Source organism: Sphingomonas hylomeconis, from assembly GCF_025370105.1.
Classification (GTDB): Bacteria; Pseudomonadota; Alphaproteobacteria; order Sphingomonadales; family Sphingomonadaceae; genus Sphingomonas; species Sphingomonas hylomeconis.
In genome coordinates this window covers 242,679-257,745 of sequence record NZ_JANQBK010000003.1, presented here as the reverse complement: position 1 = coordinate 257,745, position 15,067 = coordinate 242,679, and the positions used below count along the sequence as shown (strand labels likewise).

10 protein-coding genes are annotated in these 15,067 nt (G+C 66.6%); 4 read left to right on the top strand and 6 right to left on the bottom strand.

The window, feature by feature from the left end; all coding sequences use genetic code 11:
* Positions 1-112: 112 nt before the first annotated feature.
* Positions 113-2,260: a penicillin acylase family protein gene (locus NV401_RS05010; protein ID WP_261293294.1), complete on the bottom strand. Its 2,148-nt coding sequence runs from the start codon at positions 2,258-2,260 to the stop codon at positions 113-115.
* 157 nt (positions 2,261-2,417) lie between these two features.
* On the opposite strand from NV401_RS05010, the gene clpB reads away from it, so the two are divergent.
* Positions 2,418-5,000, top strand: coding sequence for an ATP-dependent chaperone ClpB (gene clpB / locus NV401_RS05005; RefSeq protein ID WP_261293293.1), 2,583 nt, complete (start codon positions 2,418-2,420; stop codon positions 4,998-5,000).
* A gap of 47 nt (positions 5,001-5,047) precedes the next feature.
* Complete coding sequence (locus NV401_RS05000) at positions 5,048-5,317, top strand: hypothetical protein (protein ID WP_261293292.1); 270 nt, start codon at positions 5,048-5,050, stop codon at positions 5,315-5,317.
* Between the two features lie 99 nt (positions 5,318-5,416).
* On the opposite strand, the gene NV401_RS04995 is transcribed toward NV401_RS05000, so the two are convergent.
* From NV401_RS04995 to NV401_RS04985, 3 genes are all read right to left on the bottom strand, one after another.
* Positions 5,417-7,294 carry a tetratricopeptide repeat-containing sulfotransferase family protein gene (locus NV401_RS04995; protein WP_261293291.1) on the bottom strand — a complete coding sequence of 626 codons (1,878 nt, stop codon included), beginning with the start codon at positions 7,292-7,294 and terminating at the stop codon, positions 5,417-5,419.
* 2 nt (positions 7,295-7,296) lie between these two features.
* Entirely contained in the window at positions 7,297-8,841 is a 1,545-nt protein-coding gene (locus NV401_RS04990) for a putative 2OG-Fe(II) oxygenase (RefSeq protein WP_261293290.1), read from the bottom strand.
* An 84-nt stretch (positions 8,842-8,925) separates the two neighbouring features.
* Positions 8,926-12,054 carry a TonB-dependent receptor domain-containing protein gene (locus NV401_RS04985; RefSeq protein WP_261293289.1) on the bottom strand — a complete coding sequence of 1,043 codons (3,129 nt, stop codon included), beginning with the start codon at positions 12,052-12,054 and terminating at the stop codon, positions 8,926-8,928.
* Positions 12,055-12,229: 175 nt separating this feature from the next.
* Between NV401_RS04985 and NV401_RS04980 the strand changes: the two genes are divergently transcribed.
* On the top strand, positions 12,230-12,763 hold the full coding sequence (locus tag NV401_RS04980; RefSeq protein WP_261293288.1) for a hypothetical protein: 534 nt from the start codon (positions 12,230-12,232) through the stop codon (positions 12,761-12,763).
* A gap of 5 nt (positions 12,764-12,768) precedes the next feature.
* Positions 12,769-13,914, top strand: a complete 1,146-nt coding sequence (locus NV401_RS04975) for an aspartyl/asparaginyl beta-hydroxylase domain-containing protein (protein ID WP_261293287.1) — start codon at positions 12,769-12,771, stop codon at positions 13,912-13,914.
* A gap of 12 nt (positions 13,915-13,926) precedes the next feature.
* Here NV401_RS04975 and NV401_RS04970 read toward each other — a convergent pair whose 3' ends face one another.
* Entirely contained in the window at positions 13,927-14,808 is an 882-nt protein-coding gene (locus NV401_RS04970; RefSeq protein WP_261293578.1) for a M23 family metallopeptidase, read from the bottom strand.
* A gap of 47 nt (positions 14,809-14,855) precedes the next feature.
* A complete protein-coding gene (locus NV401_RS04965) occupies positions 14,856-15,059 on the bottom strand; it encodes a DUF2093 domain-containing protein (protein WP_261293286.1) in 204 nt (67 codons plus the stop codon).
* Between the last annotated feature and the right edge of the window lie 8 nt (positions 15,060-15,067).

Genomic DNA, 15,067 nt, shown 5'->3' with positions numbered 1-15,067 from the left:
GTCAGGATCCATCGTGCCTCATGTCCGGTGGTCCGCGACGCGCGATGGATCCTGAATCGAGTTCAGGATGACGGATGTTCGAGAGGTGCGGCCGGTGCCCCCAGCCGATCGCTCAAGGCCGATAGACCCGCTCGACATTGCGCCGCAGATCCGCCGGCCAGAAGTTCACCGGCTTGGTCTTGTGCGCCACGAACAAGGCCGCCTGATCGGCATAATGCGGCGAATCCGGCCGCGTCGTCGCCGCGCCGTAGGGCTGGATCGAGGTCGATGAGACGCGGCCAGCCTTGTCCCACGTCATGAACATGATGAAACTGTCGCCGTGATTGACCACCAGCCGCCCGTCATCGGCCTCGGTCCAGGTCGAGGCGGCGCGCAGCACGTCCGGCGCGCCGTCGAGCGGCAGATCGATCTTGCCGTGGCGCAGACGCAGCACCGTGCCGAGCGGTGGATCGATCCGCCCGAAATGCTTGGTCAGATAGGCCGCGGCCTTGGCCAGTTCCTCGCGCGGATCCTTCTTCGCCTTGCGCGGATAATGCCAGGCCTGTCCGGCGCGCAGCAGGATCGCGGCGAGCGCCTCGGCCGGATCGTTGCCGTCGAAGCGCCGGTTCCATTTCGCCAGCAATGCCTGCGCCGCGATCAGCGCCCGATCGCCCTTCGGATCGGCCGCCGCAATGTCATCATACCAGCGGGCGGCCCAGCCGAGCTTGCTGATCCCGGTATCATATTTGATGCGATCGAGATCGGCGGCACTGATCGATCCGTCCTGCCCCATCAGCTCCACCGAGCGCGTGCCGCGGTTGGTCGTGTCGGTCTCGATCCCGAGCAGCGGCGAATAATCGCCCGGCTTGAGCTCCGCGCCCGCCCCTGCCGCCTGGAACGGCGTGTTGTTGGCGTTGACCAGGAAGCCGGACGCCGGGTTCACGTTGCGCGGGATCTGCGCCCAGGGCACCGTTCCCGCGGCGAGATCGCGCGACGTGTCGCCGGGCAGCACGGTGCGGTAATCGTAGCCGGGTTTGCGGTTGGGGAAGGCGGCATTGTAGAAATAGGCGATATTGCCCTTGGCATCGCCGTACAGGAAATTGGTCGCCGAGATGCCCTGCAGGCTCATCGCCTGCTGCCACTGCGCGAAATCCTGCGCCCTGGTCAGGCGGTAATATTGCTCGACCATCCGCACCTGATCCGCGCCGCCATAGCGCAGCGCGAACGCGCCGCTCTTGTTGACGATCACCGGCCCCTGCACCGCGCGGTACACGGTCTTGGGAATCGGCAGCACGAACGGCCCCATCTTGACCCGCAGCCAGACGCGCGTCGCCTGCAGCGGCAATTGCCGGCCGTCGAACGCATAGTGATCGCCGGCGGCGTTCAGCTTGAGCTTGTAGACATCGACGAGATCGGGGCGGTTGACCGTGTTGGTCCAGCCGAGATGCTCGTTATGCCCGAGCACCGGGAACGGCACGCCGGGGAAGGTCGCGCCGGCAAAATTCCAGCCGGTGCCGGAATGGACGACGAGTTCGTACCACGCCACCGGCCCGGCCCAGGGCTGGTGCGAATTGGAGACGACGCGGGTGAAGCCATCGGCCGAGCGTTTCGGCGCGACGACGAAGGCGTTGGAGCCGTTCATATTGCCCTCGCCAACCGCGTCCTGCCCCGCCGGCACTGCCAGCGGGCCCGGAGCATCGGGCGTCGGCCCGGCGGTCTCGCGCGGCAGCGGCGTATCGCCGGAAAGCGCGCCCAGCACCTGATCGAGCCCGAAGAAGAACGGGGTCCGCAGCACGAAACCGGTGGCGATGTCCTGCCCGTTGACCGGGAACAGCCGGGACAGGCGCACTTCGCCCGGATGCCGCGCGGCATAGGCGTTGAGCCCGGAGGCATAGCCATCGAGCAGCGCGCGCACGTCGGCCGGCTGCTTCAGGTAATCGCGATTGACCGTCGCGCGAGCGCCGAGCAGGTGCAGCGCATAATCGACCTTGGCGCCGTCCGCGCCGGTCATCGCGCCCAGCCGCCCGCGCGACATCGCGACGGCCTCCTGCAACGTCGCGAAATCGTCCTCGGCATGCGCATAGGCCACGCCGTAGGCGACATCGGGATCGGTCTTGCCGAACACATGGGGCACGCCGAATGTGTCGCGCGCGACGACGCTGTCGTAGCGATGTGCGGGCGGCGGCGCGGCGGCGCTGGCGGAAAGCGGCTCCCATACGATCAGCCCGATGGCCACGAGCACGATCAGCCCGACAAGACCCAGCAACGCCCTGCGTATCATCCCTCATCCTCTTGTCTTGACGTCTTTTGTTTGTCCGTGTGGTACACCAAGCCGACGCCGGCGCCAGCGCAGAACCGTCACGTCTGTCAGTAACCTCCACAGCTTGTGTGACAGAATTACCACACTACATTGCGGTCACAGACTATTGGGGCGACCAATGAACATCGAAAAATTCACCGACCGCGCGAAGGGCTTCCTGCAATCGGCGCAGACCGTCGCGATCCGCCTGAGCCACCAGCGCATCGCGCCCGACCATATGCTGAAGGCATTGCTCGAGGACGAACAGGGCATGGCTGCCGGCCTGATCACTGCGGCGGGCGGCGACGCCAAGCGCGCCGTGACCGAGACCGATCTTGCCTTGTCGAAGATCCCCGCCGTGTCCGGCGGTGGCGCGCAACAGACGCCCGGCCTCGACAACGACGCAGTGCGCGTGCTCGACCAGGCCGAGCAGATCGCGACCAAGGCAGGCGACAGTTTCGTTACCGTCGAGCGGCTGCTCGTCGCGCTGGCGCTTTCGCTCAATACCAGCGCGGGCAAGGCGCTGAAGACCGCCGGCGTGACGCCGGAAGCGCTGAACGCGGCGATCAATCAGGTGCGCAACGGCCGCACCGCCGACAGCGCCGGCGCCGAGGACAAGTTCGACGCGCTCAAGAAATTCGCCCGCGACCTCACCCAGGCGGCGCGCGACGGCAAGCTCGATCCGGTGATTGGCCGCGACGAAGAAATCCGCCGCACGATCCAGATCCTCGCGCGCCGCACCAAGAACAATCCCGTGCTGATCGGCGAACCGGGCGTCGGCAAGACCGCGATCGCCGAAGGCCTCGCGCTGCGCATCGCCAATGGCGACGTGCCCGATACGCTCAAAGGCCGGCGGCTGATGTCGCTCGACATGGGCAGCCTGATCGCGGGCGCGAAATATCGCGGCGAATTCGAGGAGCGCCTAAAGGGCGTGCTCGACGAAGTGAAGGCAGCCGAAGGCGACATCATCCTGTTTATCGACGAGATGCACACATTGGTCGGCGCGGGCAAAGGCGAAGGCGCGATGGACGCGTCCAACCTGCTCAAGCCGGCGCTCGCCCGCGGCGAACTGCATTGCATCGGCGCGACCACGCTCGATGAATATCGCAAGCATGTCGAGAAGGATCCGGCACTGCAGCGGCGCTTCCAGCCGGTCTTCGCCGACGAACCGACCGTCGAGGACACGATCTCGATCCTGCGTGGGCTCAAGGAGAAATACGAGCTGCACCACGGCGTGCGCATCACCGATGGCGCGATCGTCGCCTCGGCGACCTTGTCGAACCGCTACATCACTGATCGTTTCCTGCCCGACAAGGCGATCGATCTGATGGACGAGGCGGCGAGCCGGATCCGCATGGAAGTGGAAAGCAAGCCCGAGGAGATCGAGACTCTCGATCGCCGCATCATCCAGCTCAAGATCGAGCGCGAGGCGCTGAAACGCGAAAGCGACCAGGCCTCGCAGGATCGGCTGACGACGCTCGAGGGCGAGCTCGCCAATCTCGAACAGCAATCGGCCGAGCTGACGACGCGCTGGCAGGCCGAGAAGGACAAGATCGCCGCTGAGGGCAAGCTCAAGGAGCAGCTCGACGCCGCGCGGCTCGAGCTCGAACAGGCGCAGCGCGCCGGCGATTTGGCCAAGGCAGGCGAGCTGTCCTACGGCCGCATCCCCGACCTACAACGTCAGCTCGACGACGCCGCGGGCGTCGCCAAGGGCGCGATGCTACGCGAGGAAGTGACCGCCGACGATATCGCCGGCGTGGTCAGCCGCTGGACCGGCATCCCGGTCGATCGCATGCTCGAGGGAGAACGCGCCAAATTGCTCGGCATGGAAGAAGCGATCGGCAAGCGCGTGATCGGCCAGCAGCAGGCGGTGCGCGCGGTTTCCACCGCGGTGCGCCGTGCGCGCGCGGGGCTTCAGGAAGCGAACCGCCCGCTCGGCTCCTTCCTGTTCCTCGGGCCAACCGGCGTCGGCAAGACCGAGCTGACCAAGGCGCTGGCCGAATTCCTGTTCGACGATCCGAGCGCAATGGTGCGCATCGACATGAGCGAATTCATGGAGAAGCACGCCGTCGCCCGGCTGATCGGCGCCCCTCCCGGCTATGTCGGTTACGAGGAAGGCGGCGTGCTGACCGAGGCGGTGCGGCGTCGGCCGTATCAGGTGGTGTTGTTCGACGAGGTCGAGAAGGCACACGGCGATGTGTTCAACATCCTGCTGCAGGTGCTCGACGACGGGCGGCTGACCGATGGCCAGGGTCGCACGGTGGATTTCAGCAACACGCTGATCATCCTGACGAGCAATCTCGGCAGCCAGTATCTGACCGCGATGCCGGACGGCGCGGATGTCTCGACGGTCGAACCGCAGGTGATGGAGGTGGTGCGCGGGCATTTCCGGCCGGAATTCCTCAACCGGCTGGACGAGATCATCCTGTTCCACCGCTTGGGGCAGAGCGAGATGGCGCCGATCGTCGACATCCAGGTCGGCCGCATCGGCAAGCTGCTCGCGGACCGCAAGATCACGCTCGACCTGACCGATGGTGCGCGGACATGGCTCGGCCGCGTCGGCTACGATCCGGTCTATGGCGCGCGCCCGCTGAAGCGCGCCGTACAGCGCTATCTGCAGGATCCGCTGGCCGACATGATCCTGCGCGGCGAGATCAAGGATGGCGCGACCGTCAGCGTCGATGAAGGGGATGGGAAGCTTGCGCTGACGCTGCGGGGCTGACAAGCTACGGTCGTGTCCAACCAATCCGAACCTTGTGGAGTCGAGCGATGCGTTTGACGAATATTTGTTTTGCTGCCGTTTTACTTGGTGCGACGGGTGCTGCCAATGCTCAGACTTCTGCTCCGGCAGTGGCCGCCGCGCCATCCGGCAAGGTGGTCAAAGATCCAAACCGGATGATCTGCCGGACGCTCGACACGACCGGCAGCCGCCTGAAGCCCGTTCGTGACTGCCGCACGGCGAAGGCCTGGGCCGACGCCCAGGAGCTCGATCGCCGGGACATCGATCGGATACAGGCCAATCGCTACAAGAACGAATGACCGTGGGGCCGGCTTGCCCGGCACGCGGCGCGCCGTGTCGGGAAGCGGCACGATGGTCCGCCGCCCCCGGCAAGTCGGCTCACCGCAGGCGACGTCGGCTCAACACGGATAGCCGAAGCGGGTCGCCCAAGGTGCAAGGATGTCGCGCACCGGAGCGAGTTGATCACGGTACCGTTCCCACCGCGCCACCGAACGCTGGTAGATCGGCTGGGCCACCTGGGCATAACTCGCGGTACGCACATGGCCGCGCATCTTGGCCGCGGCGGCAGTATCCAGGATGGCGGGGTCGTAATCCGCGCCGATAAAGGACAGCGCCGGCCGCATCTCTTCTTCGGAAGAGACGACCAGCCGCTCGTAACGGACCGCATGCACGTGCAGATCGAGCGTTTCGCGCGCCAGTGACCAGGCCGTCAGGACCGCGTCATAGGTTCGCGCGGCTTCCTCGATATCGGTGAAACTGCGCATGGCCTGGTTCAAGCGGAAGTTCGAGAAGAAGCAGCTCAACACGACATCGTAAGGATGCCGTTCGACGAACAGGATCCGGGCTTGCGGGAAGAGCGCGTTTAGCAGCGGCATGCGGGCCATATGCAGCGGATGCTTGTCGATGATGCGTTTGCCCGCGGCATCGGGCGCGATGGCCCGAAGGCCGGCGAGATAGTCCTGCCGATATGCCGCGATCGCCTTCGGATCGAGCGCTGCGATCCGCTCCGGCGCGCCGATGCGCTGCTCGATATTGGGGATGAGCGGCTGTTCCTCGAGCACATGCGTGTTCGGCAATCGTCCCAGGATCGTATCGAGCAGGGTGGTTCCCGAGCGGGGAAAGCCGACGATGAACACCGGCGTCGGCACCCCATCGGGCATCGCCACCGCGCGATCCGCCGGCGTCGCGGCCCGCTGCACGTCGATCGCCTCGACCACCTTCGCGCGATAGCTTGGCCCGGGCCGCGGGACGGGGGCGGCGGCGAGCGATGCGGCGTTCATCCGAGCAAACGCATCGAACGCCGCCGCCGCGTCGCCGCACCGGTCCGCGGCCTCGCCCTGCAGGTGGAAGCGGCGGATCGGATTGAGCGTCTCCGGCAGCGATGCGGCGATCGCGCGCGCCTCGTCGAAGCGATGCCGACGGAACGCCACCCAGGCATCGAGCAACGCAAGCTCGGGAAGCCCCTGCGGCCCGGTCGCGATCAGCGCCTCCAGATCGTCGATCCGGTTGTTGTTCTCCAGCAACAGGCCGAGCTCGAGCCGCGCATCGCTTCGTTCCGGCGCTACGGCGAGCGATCGCCGCAAGGCCGCCTCGGCGGCGGCGGTGTCTTCCATCGCCGCCTCCGCCAGACCAAGCGCAAGCTGGACGTCGGGATCTTCCGGACGCGCCGCGGCAGCATCGCGCATCACTTTCCGGCGTGCGGCGCCGCGATCCGCGCGTTCGAGGATGCCTGCCAGCGTAAGGTGAAAGCGCACATCCGCCGGGCGCAACGTGATGGCCCGTTCGAACGCCGCGATGGCGGCGTCCGATTCGCCCAGGGCATCGTGGACGTTCCCGAGATTGGCCCAGCTATCGGCATCGTCGGCAAGGCGCGCAAGCACCTGCCTGTACAGCGTCGAGGCCCGCACCAGATCGCCGAGCTGATGCACCGCAAAGGCGACCAACCGGTCGACGCCGGGATCGCCGGCCAGCGGCGCGCATAACGGCTCGATACGCTCGAACCGTCCCAAGGCCAGCAATGCCTGCGCCAGGTTGATCCGCGCCGCGCGGTCGTCGGGCCGAAGCGCCACGAGTTGTTCGAGATGCCCGGCGGCGGCGGCGGGATCGTTGCCTTGCGCTGCAAGCATTGCTGCCAGGCCCAGCAACGCCTCGGAACGATCGCCCTCGGCCAGCGCCGCCTCACTCGCCACGCGCGCCTCCGCCAGCCGCCCGCCGCGCATCAGATCGCTGATCGCGCGCAGGGTCGCATCGTTTCGCGCCGTGTGTTGGGAAGTCATCGTCATATCAGTCGGGCCACGTCGAAGGCGACCGTCAGCCGCTCGCCGGCGGGAAAGCGGTTGGTGCCGTGCCACATCGTCGAGGGGAACAGGACCAGCCGGCCGGGCTTGGGCTCGATCAGGCGCACCGGCGCGAGCCCCGGCAGCAGCGCTTGCGACGCACCGAGCGTCAGCCAGCCGGCATGATCGCCGCCATCCAGCCCCGGCGGCAGCGCGACGTACAAGGCCGAGCTGATCCAGCCCTGGCCGTGGATATGATCGGCATGATGGCCGCCGCCGGTCAGCCGCACCGACCAGCTGCCGGCGAAGCGGATCGGCCGGCGCCGCGCGCCGAGCAGGGGATGCGCCGCATCGGGCGGCGGCAGCGCGGCAACATAGGCCGCCACCGCTTTCTGCACTGCTGCGCGGAGCCGGCCGATCTCCGGATCGAGCCGCGAGAACAAGGCGCCATCGGTCTGCGTGCCGCCCCGCACCGACTGGTCGAGCGGCTGTGCCGTGGCGATATGCAGTTTGCGCAGATGTGCCGCCAAGGCCGCCAAGTCGCCGATCTGGTCGCCGATATCGTGGACCTGCACGAAGCTCGGGTCACCCTCCAGCCACGTCCAGCGCGGATCGTCGAGCAGCCGCCAGGCGAGCGCGACATACGGCCATAGCCCGTTGCCGCCTGCCAAAGCCGTGCCGGATTCAGCCAGTGCCGCGGCCTCGGTCGGGCGCCCGCGGCGCAGCAGGGATCGCACCTTGCGGATGATGATCGCGGCGTCGTCATGATACGGCAGGCGATCGAGGATCGCGCCGGCGCGATCGACATCGCCGGTCTCGTCTGCCGCCACGGCATCGTACAGTTCGAGGCCCGGCGTGGCCGGCGCGGCGCGGCGTGCGGCCGCCACCACCATCGCCATGTCGGAAAACCGCTCCGCTGCCGCAAGGGTTGCAAGCCAGGCCTGCCACAAAGCGGCGGCTTGGGGGAGCTTGGTCACCGCCTCGCGATAGCTCGCCATATCATCGTCGCGCCCGACCATCCCGCGCAGCCGGGCGAGCGTGGCATGGCCGTCAAGCCACAAAGGCTGTTGCGCGACGATCCCCGCGATATGATCGATCGCGCCGTCCACGTCGCGTTCCGCGAAGCGCGCGGCGGCAAGGCCGAGGATCACGGCGCTCTCGGCCGGCGCCAGTTTGAGCGCGCGTCGATAATCGTCGATCGCCGGATATCCGGCTTCGATCCGCGCGCGCGCCAGGCCATGAGCGATCAGCGCGTCGGCAGGCGCGCGCTGATGCGCGCGGGCAAGCGCGGCGCAGGCGGTTTTCATATCGCCGAGATTGCGGGCGACCAGCCCGAAAACTTGTGACAGCGTCGCATGGCCGCAGTGACGATCCGCCGCCGCCCGCAGCAGATCGACTGCCTCTTCCTCGAGATGCGCGCGCATCGCGAGGATCCCGCAGCGCGTCGCCGCATCCGGATCGCCCTTCACCGCGCGGCGCAGCGTTGCGATGATATCGGAGGAATCGATCGTCGATCGAGGGATCGGGCGGGGCACCGTCGCGGACATGACCTTCCCTATCGCAGCAGCGCGCAAAAGAAAAACGGCGGGCGTTTCCGCCCGCCGTTTCAATAGTCTCGACGTGCGTTCAGCTTAGAATTCGAGCGTCACACCCGCATAGATGTAGCGACCGATGGCATCGTACGTGCCCGGGAACGTGTTGCCGTTGCACGGACCGGCCGGGCAGGACTGCGACCCCGTAAGCGGCGGCTGCTTGTCGAGCAGGTTGTTGGCGCCGATGCGGAAGTTGTAGTTCTCCGCGATACGCGCCGTCAGTGCCAGATCGAAGTAGCTGACCGAGTCCAGCTTGGCGACGCCTGGACGTGCGCCGGTTGCCGGAGCGCTCAGGTTCGGGTTCGAATCGAGCGCCTCGTTGGTCACACCGTCCTGGTAGCGCCAGCGCAGCGATGCGCCGAGCCCGAATGGAGCGGTGTAGCTCACGCGCGCCTGATGACGCCATTTGGGGTTCGGAATGCCGCAGACGTTGCCGTACAGGCCGGTGCAGTCATACTTGCCGTTATTGCCCGGAACGACGACGCCGGTATCGGTTTCGAGCTTGTCGAGATACGTACCGACGAAGCTCAACCCGACGCTGCCCGCGCTGCCCAGACCGACGGTGTAGCTCGCGTTGACGTCGATACCGCTGGTGGCAACACCACCGATGTTACGCGTCACGTCCGTCACGAAGCCCTGGTTCGAGCGCCAGATCGAGCCCGTATTGTCGCGCTGGATCAGGCCGCAATAGAACGGGTCGGCCGTCTGGGTGCAGACCGCCAGGATGGTGTCCTGACCGATGCCCTGGATCGCGCTCTTCAACTTGATGTTGAAATAGTCGACCGAGATGGCCAGCCCCGGGACGAACCGCGGCTGCAACACCACGCCAGCGGTGTAGGTATCGGCGACTTCCGGGTTGAGCGTCGCCGTGCCACCGATCAGACCGTTATACTGCTCGGCCGGGTTGAGGGCCACGACCTGACCAACGGTCAGCCCCTGTGCCAGACACCCGACGTTCGCCGCGGTGATCGCGAAACCGGCGCAGGGATCGCTCGAACCGTTGAGCGCGACACGATTGGGAGCGAACAGATCCTGGATCGTTGGTGCGCGGACGGCGCGGTTGTATCCGCCGCGGAAGCGGATGTCGCGGATCGGGGCGAATTCGCCTTCGATCTTATAGGTGTCCGTGCTGAACGTGTTGCCGGCCGAGTTGCTGTACGACGAGTAGCGATAACCGCCGGTGAGCGTCAGATCGTAGAAGAAGCTCTGGCTGACGATCGGCAGGCGGGCCTCGGTGAAGACTTCCTTCACGTCGAAGCTGCCCGAGACGGGAAGCGTTGCCGCACCCTGCCCGGCCAGATCACCGGCCTGGAACGCTGCGTCCGAGAAGAACTCGAGCGTTTCACGACGATATTCGCCGCCGATCACGATCCCGAGACCTTCGCTCGACCATGGCGACTGAACGCCATACTGGCCGAGCTGACCGGTGATCGAGCCGTTGATGACCGTCTCGCCGTTAACGCCACGCTGGAAGCCCGGCACCTGCAGATAGTTGATCGCGGCCTGCGACACGCCGCCCGGGGTGAAGATGTCGTAAGGGACGCAGTTCGTATCGGTACCATCGAGCACCGAACGGCAGACCGGAGCGCCCGTCGTCGGGCTGGTCACGACGTCGAGTGCACGACCGAGGCGCGACACCGAGAAATCGTTGAAATACGTCTCGGAGAAGTTCGTACGGCCATACTGATAGAAGGCATCGTAGCTCCACACGGGGCTGACATCGCCCTTCACGCCGGCCACGAAGCGGTAGCTGGTGTGCTGCAGGTCGTCGCGGCGCGGGCCGCCTTCGACGTTACGACGCAGTGGCTGCAGGAAGCCACGGTTGTACGTGCCGCCGGTCAGCGGATCGATGAAGTTGAACGGCGCGAGACCGGTCTGGCCCACCGTCTGCGACGGTGCGTTGAGCGGCGGGTTCACGAGATTGCCGTCCGGATCCTCGTTCAGCGTCAGCAGGTTGTTGGCGGCGCACACGATGCCGCGCTGCTGCGCGGACAAGAGCGGGTTGTCGCAGTTGATGTTGAACGTGTTGCCGAAATTGCCCGACGGCGCGATCTGCGCGACGGTGCGATCGTCCATGAACATGAATTCGGCATAAGGCTTGATCGAATCCGAGATCTCGTAATTCGCGAAGAAGCCGGCCGTGTAACGCTCGTCAGGGCGCTGATAGTAGTTGGTCGGCGCGAAGTTATAGGGCGTCGACCCGGGAACGAAGGTGCGGCCGCTGCCGACCTGGAAGGCGGCTGAATCGCCCGTGAAGAATGTGCCGTTAGCCGAGGTACCCGAGCCACCGCAGTTATACTTGCGTCCCAACGACGTCGCATCAGCCGCGGTATTCGCACTGAGCGAGCAGGCCGAGTAATCACGACGATCCTGGGTCACCGCGTTGATCTTGCGATAGCCGGCATAGGCAGTCAGGTGACCACGATCGTCGCCGAACTTGGTGCCGAACGCCAGGGTCGCGTCGATCGTGCCGCCATCGGCGGTCTGGCCATCTGGATAGCCGAAGCGGCGCGCGTTGAGCGCTCCCGTCACGTCGTTACCGGCGCGATTGTTGTGGTTGTAGAACGAATACTGGCCGTCGAGGCGCAGGCCTTCGAAATCGGTATCCATCACGAAGTTGACGACGCCGGCAACGGCATCGGCGCCGTACACCGAGGATGCACCACCGGTCAGCACGTCGACGCGCTTCACCAGTGCGCCCGGGATCGCGTTGATATCGGCAGCCGAGGTCGTCGGATCGCCCGGCAGCAGGCGGCGGCCGTTGACCAGCACGAGGTTGCGCTCCGAGCCGAGGCCGCGAAGGTTGACGTTCGCGGTGCCCGACGAGCCGTTGGAATAGCCCGAGTTCTGACCGGCGAATACCTGCGGCAGCGAGTTCAGCAGATCCTCGACGCGCGTCGTGCCGGTCTGCTTCAGTTCGACCGCGGTCAGCACGGTGACCGGGCTGGCGCCTTCGAGGTTCGGCGAGCGCAGACGCGAACCGGTGACGACGATGTCGCTGGCGGCTTCGGTTTCGCCATCGGCGCTGGCCTGCGTGACCTGACCTTCGACCGGGCCTACGCCGGGATCCGGCGCAACCTGTGCATAGGACGGCGAGGCGAATACGGCGGCACCGATGAACATCGGCGCAACACCACGCAACAAAGCGCTCTTCGTTTTGCTGATCACTGTTATGATTCCTTCCCTTTTCTAAACGCCTGGGCACCCCATGCCCGTGCGGTCGTTCAGACTAGGGTAAGCTTGCAACCCTGCGGGAGAGTTGTAAACGCAGTTCAATGCCCGGGATGGCAGTTCGCAACATCATGTAGCAGAATTGCAACAGGGCGTAATCGGGGCGGAAGACATGACGAAGATTGCGTGCGGGGCAGCCGGGATAGCGGTGGCGACGTTACTATTGACGAGTGCGCAACCGGCAGGGGCGGAGGACAAGCCGTCGACCGCCGCGGCGATCGGCAAACTGGCGGCCTGCCGCGCGATCACCGAGGATGCGGCGCGCCTTGCCTGTTTCGATCGCGAAGTCGGCGCGTTCGACACAGCGGTGCGCGAACGCCGGATCGCCGTGGTCGACCAGGCCGAGATCCGCAAGACGCGGCGCACTTTGTTCGGCATTGCCCTCCCCAATATCAAGCTGTTCGACAGCAGTGGCGAGCCCGAGATCAAGGAGCTGACCGCGACGATCAAATCGACCCGTCAGGGCGAAGGCGGCCGGATCGTCTTCACGCTGGAAGACGGCGCGGTGTGGACCCAGACCGATGATTTCCCAGTCTTCTTTTCGGTCAAGCCGGGGCAAAAAGTGATCTTGAAGCGCGGCGCGCTCAGTTCTTTCTTCGCCGACTTCGAGAAAGCGGTGACCGTGCGCGCCAAGCGGCTCCGCTAGGCGCGATGGACGCTCGCGAGCGCGACGCCGATGCGTTGGCCGCGCGCGGCGATGTCGCCGGTGCGCTGGCGTTGCTCGAACGGGTCGTCACCGCGACACCCGAACATGCCGAAGCCTGGATGAAAGTCGCAGCGCTGCGCCGCGCGCAGGGCAAACTGGAAGAGGCGCAGGACGCGATCGGTGTCGTGCTGCGGATCGACCCGTTGCATTTCATGGCATTGATCAGCCGTGCGCGGCTGTTCGAGATGCAGGGCAACAGCGCCGATGCGGCGCGCTTCTACAACCGTGCACTGGCGCAACTGCCTGACGGCGCGGTGCCGGCACATCTGACCGCAATGATCGACCACGCCCGCCGCGTCGGCACCGCCTATCAGGACGCGATTGCCGCGCGCTGGGCCGGCATCGCCGCCGCGCAGGACGATCTCGACGACACGATGCGTCGCCGCGTCGCGCGCCTCGCCAGCAACGCACTGCACCGCACGCGGGTCTATCATTCGGAGCCGACGCATTACCATTATCCGGGACTGGCCGAGCGCGAGTTCCACGATCGCGACGCCTTTCCATGGCTCGCAGCCCTGGAAGCGCAGACGGACACCATACGCGACGAATATCTGGCGCTGCAGCAGCGCCAGGGCGCGCGCGCCGAACCCTATGTGCAATACGATCCGGGTCTGCCGGTTCGGCAGTGGGCGGCGCTGAACCATTCGCTCGACTGGACCGCATTTCATCTGCTGCAGAACGGCGCAGCAATCGGATCGAACGCCGCGACCTGCCCGCGGACAATCGCCGCCCTCGGCCCGATCGGTCAGCCGAGCATTGCGGGGCGCTCGCCCAATGCAATGTTCTCGCTACTGAAACCGCACACCCGCATTCCGCCGCACACCGGCGTCGCCAATACGCGCCTGGTCTGCCATCTGCCGCTGATCGTGCCGGACGGATGCTGGTTCCGCGTCGGCGCGGAAACCCGCGCATGGCGCATCGGCGAGGCGTTCGTGTTCGACGACACGATCGAGCACGAAGCGGCCAATGACAGCGATGCGCCGCGGGTCGTGCTGATCTTCGACGTGTGGCATCCGGGGCTCGCGCCGGCCGAGCGCACCGCCGTTGCGCGCCTGATGGAAGCGGACGATTCGGACGGCGCGCCGCTATAGGCGAACGCGGTCTCAGTCGACTGGCATCGGCCCCGCGACCAGCAGCGGATCGATCCGCGCCTCGCGCCACTTCATGCCCCAGTGCAGATGCGGGCCGGTCGCGCGGCCGCTCCTGCCGACCGCCCCCACCACCTGCCCGCGCGTGACCCGCGCGCCGACTCGCACGTCGATCCGCGACAGATGCAGGAACGCACTGCTGAGGCCCATGCCGTGATCGATCATCAGCAGATTGCCCTCCAGCGTGAAGGGATGGTCCGCGGCCAGGATCACCACGCCGTCGGCCGGTGCCAGCACCGGCGTGCCGGTGGCGCGCGCGATATCGATGCCGGAATGGTAGGAGCCGGCCTCGCCATTCTTGTAGATCCGCTGCGACCCGAACAGCGTCGAGATGCGCCCGGTGGACGGCCATAGAAAGGCCTGACGCCAGCCGTTCGACTGGACCTGCGTGCGACGGGCGGCGGCGATCTGGGCCAGCTCGGCGGGGCGCAGGCGGGTGAATTCGGCCTCGGGCACGGGATATTTGGGCAGCGTGCCAAGCCGCGAAATGTTCCACGCGCGCGGCGCGACGGCCAGCGTGTCGCGCACCTGCCGCCCGTCCTCGAGCGTCGCGAGCAGGGTCGCGGCGGGCCCCGCGTCGCGATCGAACGCGATCAGGAAACGACCGTCGGCGGTAACCGGCACGGCCACGCCGTCCAAGGTCAACAGGCTGGTGCCGGCCGGCGCGATACCGACCACCGTGCCACCCTGGATGCGCGACCCGCTATAGCCGAACGTGACAGGCCCGACAGGTCGGTTTGGCCGGGCGCTGGGCGTCGCCCGCTGCGTCGCGGTCGCGATCGGCGGGGCTTGCGGCGGGAGCGCGGCGCACCCGGCAAGTAACGCGAGGCCGAGCATCACGCCGCCGTTCCGGCCGCGAGCCGGCGCGCGGCGCGCAGGCGGCATCAGCGCCCCGGGCTCATCGCGGCGGTGGCGATCTCGGCGGTGGCATAAGGCTGCTGTGCGGCCACGCTCCAATAACGCAGATCCTCCAGCGCGAGCCGCTCGCCCGACACCGCGCACACCACGTGATCGCCGGGCGAGAGCACACGGAAGCCATTGGCCATATAATGGAGCCGCGCGGGGCGATCGGTGTTCGACATCAACATGGGGAAAG